The organism is Sporosarcina sp. FA15 (assembly GCF_051550195.1).
GTDB lineage: Bacteria > Bacillota > Bacilli > Bacillales_A > Planococcaceae > Sporosarcina > Sporosarcina psychrophila.
Window position 1 is genome coordinate 2347810 of sequence record NZ_CP188818.1, and the last position, 18433, is coordinate 2366242.

General features: G+C 40.9%; 24 protein-coding genes. 6 read left to right on the forward strand and 18 right to left on the reverse strand.

From position 1 onward, the window contains the following. Positions 1-333: 333 nt before the first annotated feature. From ACP8HG_RS11305 to ACP8HG_RS11325, 5 genes are all read right to left on the reverse strand, one after another. A complete protein-coding gene (locus ACP8HG_RS11305; protein WP_335339506.1) occupies positions 334-948 on the reverse strand; it encodes an MEDS domain-containing protein in 615 nt (204 codons plus the stop codon). Positions 949-1398: 450 nt separating this feature from the next. After that, a complete protein-coding gene (locus tag ACP8HG_RS11310) occupies positions 1399-3438 on the reverse strand; it encodes a TRAP transporter permease (RefSeq protein ID WP_187045511.1) in 2040 nt (679 codons plus the stop codon). Continuing rightward, complete coding sequence (locus ACP8HG_RS11315) at positions 3410-3949, reverse strand: DUF1850 domain-containing protein (RefSeq protein WP_438296302.1); 540 nt, start codon at positions 3947-3949, stop codon at positions 3410-3412. Before ACP8HG_RS11315 ends, ACP8HG_RS11310 begins: the two co-directional genes overlap by 29 nt. 96 nt (positions 3950-4045) lie before the next feature. Beyond that, on the reverse strand, positions 4046-5041 hold the full coding sequence (locus ACP8HG_RS11320) for a TAXI family TRAP transporter solute-binding subunit (protein ID WP_187045513.1): 996 nt from the start codon (positions 5039-5041) through the stop codon (positions 4046-4048). Between the two features lie 195 nt (positions 5042-5236). After that, positions 5237-5821, reverse strand: coding sequence for a phosphatidylglycerophosphatase A family protein (locus ACP8HG_RS11325; protein ID WP_067211817.1), 585 nt, complete (start codon positions 5819-5821; stop codon positions 5237-5239). 110 nt (positions 5822-5931) lie between these two features. On the opposite strand from ACP8HG_RS11325, the gene ACP8HG_RS11330 reads away from it, so the two are divergent. From ACP8HG_RS11330 to ACP8HG_RS11340, 3 genes are all read left to right on the forward strand, one after another. Beyond that, complete coding sequence (locus ACP8HG_RS11330; protein ID WP_082786660.1) at positions 5932-6654, forward strand: alpha/beta hydrolase; 723 nt, start codon at positions 5932-5934, stop codon at positions 6652-6654. Between the two features lie 84 nt (positions 6655-6738). Further along, positions 6739-7254: a YjcG family protein gene (locus ACP8HG_RS11335; protein ID WP_067211818.1), complete on the forward strand. Its 516-nt coding sequence runs from the start codon at positions 6739-6741 to the stop codon at positions 7252-7254. Positions 7255-7257: 3 nt separating this feature from the next. Then, a complete protein-coding gene (locus ACP8HG_RS11340) occupies positions 7258-7689 on the forward strand; it encodes a GNAT family N-acetyltransferase (RefSeq protein ID WP_187045514.1) in 432 nt (143 codons plus the stop codon). Positions 7690-7872: 183 nt separating this feature from the next. Here ACP8HG_RS11340 and ACP8HG_RS11345 read toward each other — a convergent pair whose 3' ends face one another. The 7 genes from ACP8HG_RS11345 to ACP8HG_RS11375 form a co-directional block, all read right to left on the reverse strand. Beyond that, the gene (locus ACP8HG_RS11345; protein ID WP_338655648.1) at positions 7873-8172 is read right to left on the reverse strand and encodes a hypothetical protein; all 300 of its coding nucleotides are present in this window, start codon (positions 8170-8172) and stop codon (positions 7873-7875) included. An 89-nt stretch (positions 8173-8261) separates the two neighbouring features. Beyond that, positions 8262-8516 carry a stage VI sporulation protein F gene (locus ACP8HG_RS11350; protein ID WP_067211824.1) on the reverse strand — a complete coding sequence of 85 codons (255 nt, stop codon included), beginning with the start codon at positions 8514-8516 and terminating at the stop codon, positions 8262-8264. A 17-nt stretch (positions 8517-8533) separates the two neighbouring features. Continuing rightward, positions 8534-8686 (reverse strand): YjcZ family sporulation protein, encoded by a 153-nt coding sequence (locus ACP8HG_RS11355; RefSeq protein WP_082786662.1) that lies wholly within the window; start codon positions 8684-8686, stop codon positions 8534-8536. A gap of 67 nt (positions 8687-8753) precedes the next feature. Beyond that, entirely contained in the window at positions 8754-9116 is a 363-nt protein-coding gene (gene spoVAE, locus ACP8HG_RS11360) for a stage V sporulation protein AE (protein ID WP_067211825.1), read from the reverse strand. Positions 9117-9125: 9 nt separating this feature from the next. Continuing rightward, positions 9126-10127 (reverse strand): stage V sporulation protein AD, encoded by a 1002-nt coding sequence (locus ACP8HG_RS11365; protein WP_187045516.1) that lies wholly within the window; start codon positions 10125-10127, stop codon positions 9126-9128. Beyond that, positions 10121-10576: a stage V sporulation protein AC gene (gene spoVAC / locus ACP8HG_RS11370; RefSeq protein ID WP_438296308.1), complete on the reverse strand. Its 456-nt coding sequence runs from the start codon at positions 10574-10576 to the stop codon at positions 10121-10123. The genes ACP8HG_RS11365 and spoVAC overlap by 7 nt, the downstream gene beginning before the upstream one ends. Further along, the gene (locus ACP8HG_RS11375) at positions 10576-10983 is read right to left on the reverse strand and encodes a hypothetical protein (RefSeq protein WP_354312363.1); all 408 of its coding nucleotides are present in this window, start codon (positions 10981-10983) and stop codon (positions 10576-10578) included. Before ACP8HG_RS11375 ends, spoVAC begins: the two co-directional genes overlap by 1 nt. Before the next feature lie 114 nt (positions 10984-11097). On the opposite strand from ACP8HG_RS11375, the gene ACP8HG_RS11380 reads away from it, so the two are divergent. Continuing rightward, the gene (locus ACP8HG_RS11380; RefSeq protein ID WP_187045518.1) at positions 11098-11619 is read left to right on the forward strand and encodes a CotY/CotZ family spore coat protein; all 522 of its coding nucleotides are present in this window, start codon (positions 11098-11100) and stop codon (positions 11617-11619) included. A gap of 218 nt (positions 11620-11837) precedes the next feature. Here ACP8HG_RS11380 and ACP8HG_RS11385 read toward each other — a convergent pair whose 3' ends face one another. After that, on the reverse strand, positions 11838-12242 hold the full coding sequence (locus tag ACP8HG_RS11385) for a hypothetical protein (protein ID WP_338655643.1): 405 nt from the start codon (positions 12240-12242) through the stop codon (positions 11838-11840). Positions 12243-12504: 262 nt separating this feature from the next. Beyond that, positions 12505-13878: a magnesium transporter gene (gene mgtE / locus ACP8HG_RS11390; protein WP_231885702.1), complete on the reverse strand. Its 1374-nt coding sequence runs from the start codon at positions 13876-13878 to the stop codon at positions 12505-12507. 93 nt (positions 13879-13971) lie between these two features. On the opposite strand from mgtE, the gene prpE reads away from it, so the two are divergent. Further along, positions 13972-14712, forward strand: a complete 741-nt coding sequence (prpE, locus tag ACP8HG_RS11395) for a bis(5'-nucleosyl)-tetraphosphatase PrpE (RefSeq protein WP_438296311.1) — start codon at positions 13972-13974, stop codon at positions 14710-14712. Here the strand turns inward: prpE and ACP8HG_RS11400 are convergent. From ACP8HG_RS11400 to ACP8HG_RS11415, 4 genes are read right to left on the reverse strand one after another with little or no spacing between them, the layout of a single operon-like run. Then, positions 14696-15652 (reverse strand): RluA family pseudouridine synthase, encoded by a 957-nt coding sequence (locus ACP8HG_RS11400; RefSeq protein ID WP_187045521.1) that lies wholly within the window; start codon positions 15650-15652, stop codon positions 14696-14698. The genes prpE and ACP8HG_RS11400 overlap by 17 nt on opposite strands. After that, the gene (locus ACP8HG_RS11405) at positions 15624-16424 is read right to left on the reverse strand and encodes an NAD kinase (protein ID WP_067211841.1); all 801 of its coding nucleotides are present in this window, start codon (positions 16422-16424) and stop codon (positions 15624-15626) included. Before ACP8HG_RS11405 ends, ACP8HG_RS11400 begins: the two co-directional genes overlap by 29 nt. Continuing rightward, a complete protein-coding gene (locus ACP8HG_RS11410) occupies positions 16421-17098 on the reverse strand; it encodes a GTP pyrophosphokinase (RefSeq protein WP_067211844.1) in 678 nt (225 codons plus the stop codon). Before ACP8HG_RS11410 ends, ACP8HG_RS11405 begins: the two co-directional genes overlap by 4 nt. An 18-nt stretch (positions 17099-17116) precedes the next feature. Then, entirely contained in the window at positions 17117-17506 is a 390-nt protein-coding gene (locus tag ACP8HG_RS11415) for a hypothetical protein (RefSeq protein ID WP_187045522.1), read from the reverse strand. 153 nt (positions 17507-17659) lie between these two features. On the opposite strand from ACP8HG_RS11415, the gene ACP8HG_RS11420 reads away from it, so the two are divergent. Continuing rightward, entirely contained in the window at positions 17660-18352 is a 693-nt protein-coding gene (locus ACP8HG_RS11420) for a lytic transglycosylase domain-containing protein (RefSeq protein ID WP_438296315.1), read from the forward strand. Positions 18353-18433: the final 81 nt, after the last annotated feature.

An 18433-nucleotide genomic window follows, 5' to 3' on the forward strand; every position in this document is an offset into this window, starting at 1 on the left:
GATAAAGTACGTTCTACCCCTTGATAATCTAGGGGATACAAAATCGACATGGAGAGGACTGGATTGATTCCAGTCGGGATTATCGTTAACCCCTTGTGCATAAGGGGTTACAGAGTAACACAACCCTTTATTGGGTTGTGTTTTTTATTATTAGTAATCATCGAATGACAAGTTTTTATTGGTTATTTTTTTAAATAAAAAAAGATGACCCGTCTAATGATTAACGATAGGTCGCCTTTAATTTTACAAGCCTTCTGTTCAAAAACAACCGTCAATAAATGATTTCCTGCTGTTAAACTAATACGAACGCGCCTGTTTGTTAAATAATAAATATCATTTTACTACATTCGATGGCTGGTATTCTTCCGAGACGATAAAATCATCTTCCAGTAGAACATAGGGATGTGTTTCCATCAAACTCGTTTTGAGGTAGTCGGGCATTTTATTTCCTTCGTATGCACAAATTAATGGAAACGACAGCAGATTTACAGCTTCGTCTACTATTACCTCTAAATCTTTTATAAGATGCAGTGGCTCTTCCATTGTAGCCCACTCGACATGTGCCCATGCTCGGAAAGAGATTTTATTTTCAACATAGGGCTGAATTGTCTTACTGAAGTAATCAGCGATTGAAGGTGGATGATAACTGCCACTTGACCAATAGAATTCGAGGCTATTTACATAGTGTATGAATTCCATTTGATCTTTCGTTAAACGTGTACTTAGTTCTTTGCGAATAATAGGATAAAGACGAGAATTCTCAATGAGAATCACGTAATCTCCCGCTGCAATACCATCTTGTACATAACTCAAAACCTGTATAATGTAATTTTCAATCCCATTATACTTATACAATACATGAAGGTGACCATTCTTTTCGTCCTCGAACAACTGATTCATTTTGCTTTTCATTTCTCTTTTTGCAATACCATTTGAAATTTCAACCACAGTAACTACCTCCTTTATTATTAATTCGACATAGAATCCGATAATTCCTTCTTTATACAGACAGGTAAGCTTTTGAGGTTATCCTCCAAATTCCCCTTCCTACTCTACACGTGCGGCTGTCGATGCATACGGCGTACCGATTAGTTCAATTCAATTTAAATCATCAACTCTTATTGTTATGATACACAAACAAGTGCACCAAATTGTAATAAGGCTACTAACGACAATATCCATCCCTTCATTGTTATATACTTCATAAGACTTCATCCTCCCCTCTCTTCTAAAATTGTTACAGATATTCGAACAGTGAGTAATAAATGGTGAGGTGATTTTAAATACGTTCAGATATAATATGGTCGGTCAGCCACGAGATATGATCAAGCGACTATTCCCCAAACTAAAAATCCCTTCGCATATGAAAACTCATAGCAAAGGGATCTCCATATTCTATTAAGCTACTGTGACTTCCTTGCTATCGTCTTCTTTCTCCCGTGTCATCCACTGGAGTGCGACCATTGCCGCGAACAGAACCAGTCCGATAATGTCAGTAATAGTTTCTGGGTATATGAGAAGCATCCCTGTCGCTAAAGCGAACAGGCGCTCAATCCAATTACATTTTCGATACCAGAAGCCAATCATTCCTGCACCAATCGCAATCATCCCAATAATGGCAGTGAAAACGACCCATAAAATCTCTGGGACAGAGGCTCCCATCATGAGCATCGCAGGATTGAATACAAACATGTACGGTATGATAAATGCCGCAACAGCGAGCTTCGCAGAAACGACACCTGTTTTAATAGGATCTCCGCCTGAGATACCAGCTGCAGCGAATGCTGCAAGGGCAACAGGTGGTGTGATGTCTGCGATAATACCAAAATAGAATACAAATAGATGTGCGGACACAGCCACAACAATTGGAACAGTTGCGCCTGGGTTATCAAGCATAAGAAGCGTGATAATCGCAGGAGCAGCGATTGTTGACGTTATGACATAGTTCGCTGTTGTCGGTGAACCCATGCCCAAAACAATTGCAGCAAGCATTGTAAAGAACAGTGTGAGGAAGATGTTTCCACCTGCAGCTGAAATCAATCCAGTCGCAAGACTTAGGCCTAAACCTGTCTTCACAACAACCCCTACGATAATACCGGCACATGCTGTCGCTGCCGCGACACCAAGCGCTGTACGCGCACCATCAACCAATGCTTCAATCATATCTTTAAATCCAAGACGCGTTGACTTATCGAATGAGCTGACAATAATCGTTAAGACGATTCCCAACAATGCTGCTTTCATCGTAGGAATACCAATTAATAAAAAGACGATAATACCGATAATCGGTAAGAGTAAATATATTTTCTTTAATGTCTTTTTACGGTCAGGAATTTGGTCTTCCGTCATTCCTTTTAGACCGACACGCTTTGCTTCAAAGTGTGTCATAATCCAAACTCCAGTGAAATAAAGGAGTGCTGGAATCGCTGCGGCTTTTGCAATTTGCCAATAGGTAACGCCGCCTATGAATTCAACCATAAGGAATGCGGCTGCTCCCATAATCGGTGGCATAATTTGCCCGCCCGTCGAAGCTGCCGCTTCAACGCCGCCAGCAAATTCCTTTTTATAACCAAGTTTTTTCATCATCGGAATTGTATACGAACCCGATCCAACAACGTTGGCAACCGAACTTCCCGAAATTGTACCTTGTAAAGCACTTGAGAAGATGGCAACCTTAGCCGGTCCACCGACTAAACGGCCCGCCAATACAACCGCAAGATCGTTGAAATAAGCTCCGACCCCCGTTTTGACAAGGAATGCTCCGAATAACAGGAACACGAAAATGAATGTGGAAGATACACTAATTGGCGTACCTAAAATTCCATCTGTCGTGAAAAACATCAATTGAACAACACTTTTCAGATCTTGTCCACGGTGTGCAAGGAATCCTGGGAAATATGGTCCGAAAAATGCATAGACTAAAAAAACAGCCGAAATAATTGTAATCGGCATACCAACCGCTCGTCTCGCGGCCTCCATCGTTAAGAGGATGGCTAGGACCCCAACGATTATATCAAGTATTGATACACGACCAACACGTAACACAAGATCTCCGATTAGAAGCGGCCAATAAAGTCCGACCCCTATAGCCAGAAGCGCCAAAATCATATCGTAAAATGGTACCTTATTTCGTTCTCTCTTACTTTTTTTCCTAGCCGGAAACAGGATGAAAATTAAAGATAATGCAAATCCTAAGTGAATTGAACGTTGAATGTACGCCGTAAAAGGAGTTCCAATTGCTGTATATAATTGAAATATGGAAAACGCTAGTAAACCAAAAAATACAATTTTCTTAAATATGCCTGTAACATCACGTGTATTCGATTCGGGGTCATATTTTTGAAGTATTTCCAGTTGTTCTTCTTCTGACAACATTTTAAACTCTTCTGTTTGCGTTTCCAGCTCTAGCTCATCGTTCCGCTTTGTTTTTTTTCCCATTCATATGAACTCCTTTCAGCATTTGATAGAAGGATAGGTTCACAACACGAAATGTGTACGATTTTCCCCTTATCAACTGTTTCTTTAAATTTAGTTCGTTTCTTAAGTATCGAAAAGCTAATTCTGCATCTACATCTCCAACCAGCATGACAAATGAATCTATAACATTATCATCATATGTAAGCGTATACACCCCATCCTGCACAGTTAGGATTTCTCCTTCTTCTGCATAGCCAGGCAAACCAATTGCAAGATCCTCGTACTGCATCGATAACAGACGTATTTTTCGATCAGCAGTCACTTCATAGAATTCAATGACATCTGTCAAATGAATGGAGTGAACGTATCTGATTTGAAAGCTGTTAGTATTTTTTAAAGGGACATAATAGACGTCAGGGTTTTCCACACGATGTTCAGTAAACGTAAACGCTGGTTTTATTGGAATAAAAAAAAGAATAGCAACTGAACAAATGAAAAAAGTAATAAACGGAACGGCTTTTTTGTGACACATCTCGCCTCTTCCTTCCGTTTCTAATTCATTAGATTAATTTCAAAAATGGGACGGCTAAAGCTTAACAACGCTTCACCGCCCCGCTAACATTACATCTTATTTTTTGATTACTTCATCAAAGTATTTCTGTGCACCTGGGTGAACCGGAATTCCGATTCCATCAAGACCTTTTTCAGCTTGTATCAATTTCCCTTTTGCATGTTGCAATTTAGACGCATTGTCGTAAATTGCTTTTGTAATTTCATAGCCTAATTCTTCAGGAACTTCATTTTGGATAACAAGCATCGCCCCAACGGAAACTGCTGGTGTTTCATTTGCCATTCCATATGTGCCTGAAGGAATCATTTCTTTAGCGTAGTAAGGATACTTTTTGATCAATTCGTCTGCTTTTGCATCTTCAACTGGAACAACAAATACTGACGCAACTGCGTTCAAGCCTTCAACCGCTCCCGTAGGTGTACCAGCTGTGATGAATGCAGCATCAATTTGACCCGCTTGTAGACTTTCTTGTGATTCACCAAAATCTAGACTTTGTGGCTTTATATCATCCATTGTTAGTCCATGTATTTCTAGCAATTGTTCCGCGTTCGCATACGTTCCAGAACCTGGTGCACCAACGGAAACTTTCTTCCCTTTCAAATCTTCATATGTTTTAATACCGTTCTTTTCAAGTGTAATCAATTGAACCGTTTCAGGGTATAATGCACCAATAGCTGAAACATTATCAATTACATCGCCATCAAACATAAGCTCACCTTTAGATGCGTAGTAAGCAATATCTGTTTGAACGAATGCAATGTCAGCATCACCGTCTTGAAGTGATGTCATATTCGCAGCAGATGCTTGTGATACTTCTGCTGTTGTTTTAATACCAGTCGCTTCTGAAATATAATCTGCGAAAGATCCCCCGAGTGGATAATAAGTCCCTTGTGTTCCTCCAGTTAAAATACTTAGAAACTTATAATCTTCTTTACTTTTACCAGCATCTGAATCTTTCTCCGATGTCCCTGTATCTCCTGAGTTACATGCTGATAGAACTAGTAATGCAATCATCATAATAAATGTAAACAATCGCAATCGCTTTTTCTTCATTCCTTCATCCCCTTAAGTGTAATAATTCTCCATAATCCTAAAATACATCTTACCATGAAGTCTCTCTATTTTGTCAATAAACTTTAAAATTAATCAGTTTTTTGCAAGCGTTTACACGCGCTTTCTAACACACTATTCACCAAATTCAAAAAACACCTAAAAGGGAGAATCCTTTCAGGTGTTTGCAGTTATTCACTAAATTTGTGCACCTTTCACTTTCGTTTCAGGCATCGTTTCCTCAGGTGTAATATCTTCAAACGTTTCGCCCGCTTCTTGAAGATCGCGAGTTCTATGTGCGATTCTTGAAGCTGCACAAGCAGCAACACTGGCAACGAGATCATCTAAAAATGTATGAATAGCTTGACCTTTTTTCGTGTCTAGTTCGTTAATGATGCCCATTTTATTTTTATCGAGATGACCAAATGTTGTTACTGCAATGGAACCATATGTAAACACGGCACCCAGTGCTATTGTTTCATCAACCCCGAATAGACCTTCGTCAGACTCAACGATTTGTTGTAATGGGGCGGACAGTTTTCCCTGTTCTGCCAGTTCATCTAATTCAATTCCCACAAGGATCGCATGCTGAAGTTCCCGTTTTCGAAGGACACCTTCGATAGATTCAATGCAGTGGGCCATTGTAAGACCATTATTATACGGATATTGTAGTTCATAGACGATTTCAGCGATTGCTTCCAACGTCACACCGCGCCGTTTCAAAGCCGCTTTCGTTGCTTCAGTCACAACTTTTGAATGTACAATTTTTGTATCATCATGCATTCCTGCCAACCCCTTTTATAGTTAGTATATAAACAGAACACAACTATTATACCTGACCTTAACGATATGATACAATTTCAATATACACGCAATTTGAGGAGGCAACCAGAGTGAAATACGGAAAAATAGAAGATATATCAATTTACAGTAAAGCACTTGATGAGGAAATGCAGTTGCTCATTCATTTGCCCCACAACTTTTCACCTCTCTATAAATATTCAGTGCTGATTGCATCTGATGGGAAAGATTATTTTCAGTTCGGCCGTATAGGACGGGTCGTTGACGAATTAATTGATGCCGAAGAAATTGAAAACGTCATTGTAGTTGGTGTTCCTTATAAGAGTGTCAAAGAACGCAGGCGCATGTATCATCCCGATGGGGACCGACGTGAAGCCTACACCCGCTTCCTTGCTCATGAACTTGTTCCGTATATCGACGACAATTATCCAACATATCAGATTGGGGCAGGCAGGGCTCTTATCGGCGATTCCTTAGCGGCGACGATTTCTCTTCTAACTGCATCGAAGTATCCCAATATATTCGGGAAAGTGATTCTGCATTCCCCTTATGTCAATGATTTTGTGCTTGAAAAAGTGGAAGCTTCACAAGATCCTTCCCGATTCTCCATTTATCATGTAATTGGAAAGGAAGAAACCCAAGTAAATACGCAAGTTGATGGTGTTCAAGACTTCCTTACGCCAAACAGAACATTAAACGAATTACTTGAAAGAAAAGGCTTCCCTTATTTCTATGATGAATTCAATGGAGACCATACCTGGAAGCATTGGCAACCCGATGTCCGCCGCGCCATTCAAATGGTTTTTGGTCACTAATTCAGACAAAACGGACATATTTTCAAGTATTCTGCTATAATCAAATTTATAAAGCTAAAACAATTATTCTAGGAGGTTTTTATTATGAAATACGGTGTCGTTGCTTTCCCATCAAAGAAACTTCAGGACTTGGCAAACGCTTACAGAAAGAGATATGATCCACATTATGCACAAATCACGCCGCATTTGACGGTTAAAGGTGTATTCGAAGCGAACGATCAAGAAATTGAAGAAGTTGCAAAGGCAATTAAAGAAGTAACTAAAAAACACACTCCATTTGAATTAAACGTGTCAAAAGTGGGCACATTCGCTCCTATCACAAATACAATTTATTTTAAGGCTACCCTTAACGATGAATTAGCTGCTTTGCATAAAGACCTGAACAACGATTTCTTCGGTGAAAAACCTGAGTTTGCATTCGTTCCCCACGTGACGATTGCTCAAAAACTTTCTTCTGGCGAACACGATGATATCATTGGTCAACTGAAAATGATTGGTGTCGATCATACTGAAACAATTGATCGTTTGCACCTTACTTATCAACTTGAAGACGGCTCATGGACGGTATATGAAACATTCCGCCTTGACGAGGATAACTGAAAATTGTTTGAAGTAAGATTCGCAACTTCTGACCTTGAACAAGAAGATGCATTTTCTGTCAGAAGAAAAGTGTTCGTGGAAGAACAAGGTGTGCCACTTGACCTTGAACTAGATCATTTCGATAAAACTGCATCACATTTCGTCGTCTATTCATCAGAATCTCCAATCGGCGCAGGCCGAATCAGGGAAATCAACGACGGAATCGGAAAAGTTGAACGTGTCTGCATTTTAGGGGAATTTCGCGGGAAACATCTCGGAAACCTTATCATGCATGCACTTGAAGAACATGCTAAAACAACGGGTATGAACAAGATTATTTTAAATGCACAATCATATGCTGTCCCTTTCTATGAAAAATTAGGCTATGTCATTACTTCACCCGAATTTATGGATGCGGATATCCCGCATCGCGCAATGGAAAAAAGGATGATATGAAAAGCCTAAGTACGCCGTGTCCTGCGGCAATGGCTACGTGACCCCACATCCAGTGGGCCTCCTAGCGGTTGGCACCTGGAGCTAGACACCTACCTAAGTAGAAAAACTTATTCTTTCTTTTTTAAAATAAAAAAGGTTCGCATTGCTTTATAACAGCAATGCGAACCTTTTTCTTATTATCAGTTAGACATAAGCATTTATCGCGATACCTTTCCCTACTACTCTGGCGATCACCGGTGATAGATTAACTGGATTGGGACGGACAAATCCTTGATATGCCAAAGGTGCTGCTACAATGGGTTTTTCCTCCTCTTCCTCCCTTTCTCGTTCTTGATGCGAGGACTCTTTAAATTCATCCAAAAAGTCTGAATTTAACTTAACTTTGTTCACCCGATCAATATAAGCAAAATTATAAGCTTCCATACTCAATCGATTTGCATATATTTGAGATTGGATTGGTTGAATTGGTAAAATATAACCCATCGTTAACACCTCCATTTTTGCTAGTACTATTACTATATCCAGAAGTTAGTATTATTAAACCTATTATTCTGCTTTTTTATTAATTTATTTTATTGTCGGCCAAGCATATCTTGAATATCACTAATATTAACCGCTTTGCCATTCTTGACGATAGAATTAACAAGCTCATCTTCCGTCTGTTGAGGTACTTCTTTTTTGGCGAGCCTTCCGACTTTCCGTATAATTTTCCTCACTTGCCGTTCATCACTGAAATCTGCATATTGAATTGCATTTGCAAGTGCAAAAACTTCTTCCATCGGGACGCCTGTTTTTGATTCGATTTTCCGGAAAAATGAATCATTCATCTGTTATCTCCCCCTTTTTATACGCAAAAAGTGCGGCCTACAATGATAAGCAAGATGAATAGAACCACAATCAGGCAAAATGTTGAACCGCCGCCTTTTTCATTTTCATAACCGCCACAACCTCCGCCGCCGTATCCGCCGCCACCGAAAGAATTACATCCTCCAAACATAATAATACCCCCTTCCTTTCTTCGTATCCTATGCAGACACGAGAAGAAGGAAGAGGGCGCATGACTATTAAACCTTTCCTTTCGATTTAAAAATAACAGATGCAATGAATCCAAATAGGATCGCTGAACTAATTCCTGAACTAGTCACTTCAAACATGCCTGTCATAACACCAATCAGTCCATGTTTTTCGGCTTCTGCCATTGCACCATGGGTTAGGGCATTACCGAAAGAAGTAATTGGTATCGTTGCCCCCGCTCCAGCAAAATCGATAAACGGCTCATACAGACCCACCCCGTCCAACACTGAACCTGCAACAACCAAAATGCACAATGTATGTGCCGGTGTCAGTTTTGCTACGTCAAACAACAGCTGCCCCACAACGCAAATGAGACCACCTACAATAAATGCTGTAATGAAAATCGAAACCATAATCCACACTCATTTCATTGTTAATTCGATTGCATGCGCAATGCACGGAATCGTATCACCTTGTTGAAATGATAACGGAGATAATAGCGCGCCCGTCGCAATTAGAAGGACCCGTTTATATTCACCCGTGCTCATTTTATCAATTATTTCCGCGAAGAAAACGGAGGCAGAACAACCTGCACCACTTGCCCCGGATAAAAATGATGCGTCAGCACCGTAAAATTCTTTACCTGCATCCCGGAAATTTTTAGTCACGTCAATTCCTTGATTGCTCGCAAGTTTTTTGTATAACTCAAAACCAGTTTTCCCAAGATCTCCTGTCATGATCACATCATAGTCTTTCACGTCTTTATTGTGACCTTTTAAATGGCGGGTAAGCGTATCTGCCGCTGCCGGTGCCATCGCCGCCCCCATATTCAGTGGATCTGTCATTCCGAGATCTATTGCGCATCCGATTGTTCCACACTCTATAGAAGGAAACCCTTTTTTATAAGGTGCGACAGCTGCTACCCCCGCCGCTGTGACAGTCCATTGAGATGTCTCAGGCTTTTGTGAACCGTACTCATTCGGATAGCGGAATTGTCTTTCAACTGCATTATGCTGACTAGATGCTCCAGCAATAGCGCAAGTCGACATGCCCGTTTCTGTCAGCAATGCAGCCATTAAAAGCGAAGATACTGACGTTGCACAAGCTGAAAATAGGCCAATATAGGGAATTCCAACCGTTGTAGCCGCAAAATTTGAGGGTGTCATCTGGTTAATAAGATCGCCAATTAACAGGAAATCGGCGTCGCTTGGTACAGAATCCACTTTACTTAACGCAATCATGCATGCATCTTCCATCATTTTTGCATGACCATGCTCATTTGTTTTCATTTCACAGCGCTCATCCTCGTAAACTTTATCAAATTTATCGACGAATAGACTTTTCTTTTCCAAAGGTCCAACTGTAACACCTGTTGCCACAATGGATGGGGTCGTTTTGAATGTCAGCAGGCCGCGCGCTACCATGATACGACACCAAATTTCACAAGTATCGTCTTAATGAGTGCAACAACAAATGCCGAAAAAACACCGAAGAGAATGACTGAACCCGCTAGTTTGAACATGTTGCCGCCAACTCCAAGAACATACCCTTCCGTCTTGTGTTCAATTGCAGCAGAAATGACAGCATTGCCGAAACCTGTAATTGGAACCGCACTCCCCGCTCCTCCAAATTGGGCAATTTTCTTATACAATCCAAAACCCGTTAACAGCATCGCAAAAAATATCATTGTTGCGACAGTCGGGTTACTGGCCGTCCGTTCCGTGAAATCAAAATAGGTCATATAAAATAGCGACACGAATTGTCCTACTAAACAAATTGTGCCTCCCGTCAGAAATGCAAAAATCATATTCCGCATCAATGGTGTTTTAGGGGAAATCTCTTTCTCTAACTTCGCATATTTTTTTTCGTCCATCATGTCTCTTCCTTTATAAGCGATTTCAATTTTTCAATCTTTTTTCCCTGATCCTTTTTGTCATCCAAATCAATGAGCTTGTTCGTTTCCATCCATATTTTACTGTCTGCTGAAACGGTAACGTCCAACTCTGGATAGCTATTTTCTAATTTTTTCTTGAGCTCCTTTTCAATCTTTTCTTTTTTGAAGCGCGAAAAAGTTGTAAGCGTAACGCCAGTTAGCAAGTCATTTTCATGAAAAACAGTGACCGCTGATGTGAGACGTTTGTCATTTATCAATACTTCTTCGGCTTTCGCATGATCCTCACTGGAATTGTTGTCAATCCGGAATCCGCTTCCTGAACAGCCGGATAGTAAGACAACTGCGAAAACCACAAGGCTAAATTTACGGATACGCGTCCCCTCCATTTTTATACAGTATGCCTTTTCATACTAAACTTTATTCATTATTCACCTAAGCGCCCTAACACTATGAACTTTGCCGCATAAAGTATAAAGAATTGAGAAATGGAGGTGGAATTAATGGGATGTGGAAGAAATGAAGAAGATAATGAAAGAAAGCACCAAGATGACTGTGTATGTGAGGTTGTCAGGTTTATCAAACGTTTACAGGATGCTGGAACAGACGATGACTGTGTAGAATGTGAAACAGATTGTTTCATGGCTCCGCTTGGTAGCATATCCAGCCCTGCACGTAACCGTGTTAATACACGCGTTTTCATGCTATTGACGAAGAATGGTGATCCGTTCAAAGCAATGTTCCGTCCGGAAAGCCGAAGACATTACCTACACAATTGCTTCTCTACTTTTTTCAGAGTCCAAAACGTCTTTGACGGCTGCTGCGCAACATTGCAAGTACTAGCACCGTTAGACAGTAACAATAATCCTGTGGACATTATTAAAAACGGTAAGCTAGATCTCGAAGAACTTTGTAAAGTTACAAGGTTTGGTGCGACAGATTCATGCATCACAGTAGACTTGACTTGTTTCTGTGGAATCCAATGTATCAAAGATACGTTTATCGACTTTTGCGACGTAGATTAATTAATACCCTGCAATGCCCAAACAACCCAACAGTTTCAATCTGTTGGGTTGTTTTAATTTTTCTTCATCATTGTAAAAAAGCAGGACGGAGAGATTCCCCATCCTGCCATTTTACAATAATAAGAAAGTATAGGTTTTTCACATGCAGCAGTGTCTAGACTCCATCTCATAGCCCCTTGAGTCGCTTCAGTCCTTAAGTTAAAGGCACCTCTGTTTTCTTATTTAATTTCATCAAACGGCTTACCACGCCATAATACTTCTTCAATCTTCCCCATTTCCACGGCTACTATTTCATGATTATCACCTTCCAGATCAATCCATACTGTTTCTTCTTCAATTTTCTCAATCTTTCCAGCTAGTGTTTCTTCCTCTAGAACAAATTGAAGTGGCTGATAAGCTTGGCGACGGAACGAATTACTTAAGTAAATAATTTTACGTTGAATGCCCGGATTCACTGGCACGACTTCGGTAACACTTAACTGTTCCTCATTTTCCACCACCGATTCCTCTTCATTGTTAAGTAAAAATACTGACGTGCTCTCCTCCACTATAATCGCAACTTTAATAAAGACTGGTGGCCCGTCAACAAACAATAACGGTTTATTTTGATAAATGTTAAGCACATCCTTTTTAACACAGTATATGCGCCCATTTTACGGATGTTCATAAAAAAAGCCCATGACGCTGATTAGCCCCGACAAGCATAGAGGAAAAGGAAGGTAGTCTAAATTCGCGACGTCCTGTCGCAGCGACTACTTACCTGTATCCTTGCAGGCACGAGGATGCGTAACTACAGAGCCCCTACAGCAAACCGTCTTATGACCCATGGGGCTGGCGTCTGGAGTCTAGACATCCACCCAAATAAAAAAGGTTTTCACCAGTGATCTAAAGATCACTGATGAAAACCGTTGCAAGACCAAGATAAATAATAACGCTAATAACATCATTTAATGTTGTGATGAAAGGACCGGACGCAACTGCAGGGTCGATTTTCAACTTATGCATAAGCAATGGGATGAATGATCCTGAAATCGTTGCGACAAAAATTGAGACAAAAATGGCAGCACCTACTAATAGACCAATTACGAATTCATTCTTCCACACGTAAATTAGACCAACTACAAATAGTGCACAGATAAAACCTGTCATCAATCCTGTTCCGGCTTCACGGATAAGTAGCTTGAATTTACTTTCGTCCTCAACATCTCCTGTCGCAATACCGCGCACTGCGACAGCAAGTGCTTGCGTTCCACTATTCCCTGCAGTACCCGCAATAAGAGGAATGAACGCAGCTAGAAGTGCCACTTTCGAAATTGTTTCTGTAAATAAGTCTATTAAATTAGCAGTAAGCATTCCGAGTACTAATAAAATAAGCAACCATGGAAGTCTTTTTTTCATAGCTGAGAATGAGTTTTTATCGAATGTATCCATATTGGAAACCCCAGCAAGTTTGGAGTAGTCATCTGATGCTTCTTCATCGAGTACATCGATAATATCATCGACTGTAATAATCCCAAGTATATGCTGTTGGAAGTCGACAACCGGGACGGCAAGGAAATTATAGTCCTTGATCATCTTGGCAACATCTTCCTGATCTTCTGAAACGAGAACACTTACGACTCGTTCACTCATTATAGAACTAATCAGTGTATCTTCATGTGCAATGATCAAATCGCGTAGCGATATAACACCTGTCAGGCGATTATTATCGTCAACGACAAATATATAATAAATTGTTTCTGCCTTCGGTGCTTCATTGCGCAAAATTGTCATCGCAGAACGGACTGTCGAATTCTGTGGAATTGTAACAAATTCCGTTGTCATGATCGACCCGGCCGTATATTCTTCATAATGAAGTAATGCTTTGATCTCAGCAGCGGCTTCTTTATTCATTAGCGTCAAATAGCTGACAACTTGTGATTTGTCGAGTTCATTCAGGACATCTACCGCGTTATCGACAAACATGAACGAAATCATGTCTGCTGCATACGTCGTGTCCATCTCCTGAAGGAACTGTTTGTATTCATCGTCGCTAATTTCACTCGTCTCAAATATTTCCGCAAGTTCTTTTGGTGATAAGTATTGATAGATGATTTCCCGGAGTTCCGGTTCGATTTTCTCGTAAAATATCGCTCTGTCATACGGATGAAGGCGTAGGTACTCATTTCGGAAAGATTTAATGTTGTGCTGGATAAGTGTCTCTTTCAACTTCTCTTCATCGAAAATAATTTCTTCTTTATGCTCTTCTTTTATGTTCACAGCTACACCTTCCTTTCTACTTCTATCGTGGATTAATAAAGTGAATAAGGGTATTATATACGAATACATATTGTGAAAAAGGGTGATGAAAATATGAAGTACGATATTGTCGGTGATATTCACGGTTGTTATGATGAATTCATGCATTTGATTGACCAATTAGGATACGAGATGATTACAGGTATCCCCCTACATCCCGATGGCAGAAGTCTGGTATTTGTCGGAGATACGATGGATAGAGGGCCTCAGTCGATTAAAATGTTGAATCTTCTTTTCAAAATCCAAGATGAGCATACACTTTATTATTCCCCGGGAAATCATTGCAATAAGTTGTATCGCTTCTCCAAAGGTAACCAGGTTCAACCCACACATGGTCTTGAAACAACAGTAGCTGAACTCGATGCATTATCAAGTGATGCGCGTAAACACTTCTTGACTAGATACCGTCAATTTTACGAAGCTCTACCGTTATACCATACCCTTAATGAAGGTAATCTTATCATTGCACACGCAGGCATCCGTGAAGAAATGATTGGTGCACCCTATTCGGAAAAAATACGGGTATTCGTTCTCTATGGAGATATCACAGGCCAAAAGTTACCCGATGGTAGACCTCTAAGACGTGATTGGGCTAAGCACTACAAAGGTACTCCCTTCATAGTCTATGGTCATACGCCTGTAAAGGAAGTACGCTTTGTAAATAACTCTGCGAATGTTGATACAGGTTGCGTATTCGGCGGTAAACTTACAGCCCTTCGCTATCCCGAAATGGAAATTGTATCAGTTCCTTCTTTACAACCATTTGTGCCAGAGAAATTTACTGTGTTTGTTTGATATCAGTGTTGGTTAGACGCTTTATATCTAACGGAATATCGCATCTAAACTCAACTTTTTCACTTGTAAGTGGATGCAAAAACCCAATCATTGCACAGTGTAAAGCCTGCCGACCAATCAACCCATGGGAGCCGCCATATAAATCATCACCATGTAGCGGATGGCCTGCCCACCTCATATGGACACGTATTTGATGCGTCCTGCCCGTATAAAGGGTTAGTGCAATTTTTGTTAACTGTTGACCTTTTATGTCCGAACGACCCAGTACTTCTACATCTGTCCGAGCGAATTGGCCATCTTCACGCACAATTCGTTCGATAATGCTACCATCTTTTCTACCAATTGGTTGTACAATGCTGAATTGGTCCCTTTCAACATGTCCTTCAACCAGGGCGATATACTGTCGATGAAAACCGGAATTTGTCATCTGTTCACTAAGCAGATGATGAATATGCCGGTTTTTTGCAATACAAATTAGACCCGATGTATCCTTGTCAAGACGCGTGACGACATGTACTGTGGCTGGAAGTCTTTCCTTAGCAAACTTTCCGGCAACGGCATTCGCCATCGTTCCATTGGGGTGATCTCGTGACGGGATAGTACTTTGCCCTGCTGGCTTATCGACAATAATTAGCGCTTCATCTTCATAGACAATTGTTAAATCACCTGTCTCTGGAAGTAAACCTGGGCTTGGCTCTTCTGATGGAAAAATAATAAGTACTTCATCACCTGACTGCAACGGATGTCGCACATTGCGTTCAAAGCCATTCACGCGGATATCTCCGCCATCATATTTAGTCGCAGTTAACGTTCTTTTAGATATCCCTTTTGCGTGCAAGAATTCGCGTAGCAGTATACCGCCTTCATCCACCTGAAATACGAGGCGAAACCTGCGATCCAGCTCATCCCCCTTAGACATCGCTGTCAATGAATGAATCATGCACACGTCTCCAAAATGGAAACGGCCTGAACCTTCCGAAACGTACTTTTTCTTTTGAAACTTGATATTCAATCGACTTCACATCTTTATGTAGAAGTTGCAAATGGTCGACTGTTACCATGAAATCTGGTCCTTTTACAGGTGTTAGTGCACATTTATGATGCGCGGGTAGCACTAGTGGTGCGCCAACTGTACGGAACACCCGATTGTTAATAGATGCCATTTCTGTCAATTGCATGGACGGTAGAGAAGGATGAATAATTGCTCCGCCCAATGCCTTATTGTATGCAGTAGACCCAGAAGGCGTTGACATACATAACCCGTCGCCACGAAAACGTTCAAAATGGTTGCCATTCAGTTCAACATCCATGACGAGCGTCACATCAGGAGATTTCACCGTCGACTCATTCAGTGCAAGGTACAATGCGCTATCCTTATCGTTTCGGTAGTTAATCTTCACATCAAGAAGTGGGTATTCGAAAACTTCGAATTCTTTACGAGCAATAGAAATGACAAGCTTTTCAATTTCAGCCGGCTTCCAGTCTGCGTAAAACCCTAGATGGCCTGTATGAATTCCGACAAACGCTGTATCTTTCAATCGGTACTTATACTTATGAAAAGCGTGGAGTAAAGTACCATCTCCTCCAATTGACAAAACGATGTCCGGTTCTTCTTCATCGAAAAAAAGCCCGAAATCTGTCAAATATTCCTTTGCTTCATCCATAAGTTTGTTCGACAATGCATCGTTTCGTGTCTGTATTGCAAATTTCATAATTTCCCTCCTCCTTTCCCGTTCGCCTCTCCATAGCGTCTTGTCGCCGTTTCTTTGAATGCACTGAAATATTGTTGCGCATCCTGAATTTCATTACGAATCTGCGACATTTCTTCATCTAGCTGGAAGGCTGCTTCCGCTGCTCGTTCTAGACGATGCCTGATTTCATCCGGCATTTCGCCTTCGTATTTATAATTCAATGAGTGTTCAATCGACGCCCAGAAATTCATTGCTAACGTACGGATTTGAATCTCGGCAAAAATCGTCTGCTCCCCATGAATCGTCTGAACAGGGTATTTGATAATTAAGTGATAAGACCTGTATCCACTTGGTTTATTATGTGCGATATAGTCGCGCTCTTCAATCACTTCGAGGTCATTCCGCTGTCGTAACGTTTCTACAACAGTACTAATATCATCGACAAACTGGCACATCAGACGAAGGCCCGCAATATCAGGCAGTTCAGCGGCAAGTTCTGCCGATGGTTCGAATGGAATCCCTTTTTCAAGTGTTTTGTCATAGATACTCGCGAGCGGCTTCACCCTGCCCGTCACGAATTCAACGGGCGTATGTACGTCTTCCAATTCATACTGAGCTCGCAAGCCCTTCAATTTCACTTTCAGTTCATCTACTGCTTGTTTATAAGGTTCAAGAAATTGATTCCACTGCCTCATCCGGACCCCTCCCAGCTGTTATTCCATATGTTGAAGTATCGAGCTGAATGCTTGCTCGACTGCCGAGGAGAATGCTTCCCCGTAATTATCATTACCCTCAATATTAAAAATAAGCATTGTCAGTTCATCTTTGAATCCAGGAAGCGGAATTATTTCATCCTTCCACGAAAGCACCGGATCTAAATTCGTCGTCAATACATCGACCATAAGTGGCCATACAGCCTGTGTTAAATGAAGATGCTCGTACCCTGCTTCTACTTCTAAAAGATAAACAAACGACAAGTTGTCTGAATCTGTTATCATCTTTCCAGCTGGTATACCTTGAGGCTTTTCTGCTTGTTCTGCTACTAAAAAGAGGATTTGTTCATCATTTCGAAGTCCACTATCAATTCGATTTTTAATGTTCACAATTTCTTCTTCCCTTCATGCGTCATTACGTTTATTCTATCATATGCTGCGCGGCCTTGCAGTCTAGAAAATGCGTTTCCCCACATAAATTGGTATACTAATGTTAAGTTATTATTTCGCGAGCGAACAGCTTAACGTCAGAAGGGACAGATCATGATGGATACGCACACAATTCGTACATTAATGGAAATAAATACACTCCAGTCTCTCGGAGCTGTTCAGACACAAACTGAACAAAATAACACATCCCCATCCCTCTTTAACACACTATTAGAGGAGATGTTAGGCGGCACATCCATAACGGATTCCTTATCTTCCGTTTCATCTACACTACTCGGAAACCTCAATACTATAGAAAGCTTGCGCTATGACGGAAAAAATGGTGTGTTTGAACCATCATCTCTCAGCGCTATCCTTTCCGCGGCGCAACAAAGTTCAGCTGTTCCCATGAAAAATACATCCATTGGGGATGACAGCTATCGCGATATTATTAGCCAAGCTGCAAACAAATATAACTTGCCCGATAAACTGATTTCTGCCGTTATCAAACAAGAATCGAACTTCAACAACGGTGTTGTCAGCCACGCGGGTGCACAAGGCCTTATGCAGCTAATGCCCGGAACGGCAAAGTTCCTAGGCGTAAAAGATAGTTTCGACCCTGTCCAGAACGTGATGGGCGGAGCCAAATACTTAAGACAAATGCTTAATCAGTTTGGCGGTAATATCGAGCTTGCCCTTGCTGCTTATAATGCAGGTCCCGGAAACGTAAAAAAACATGATGGGATTCCCCCATTCAAAGAGACACAGCAATACGTAAAAAAAGTGCTCGGCTATTTCAATGCATAAGATTGATAATCTAACCTACTGTTTCATAAACGGAGCGCTTTATTTGTGAAAAGAGTGCAGGGTTGATAGAATATCAATACA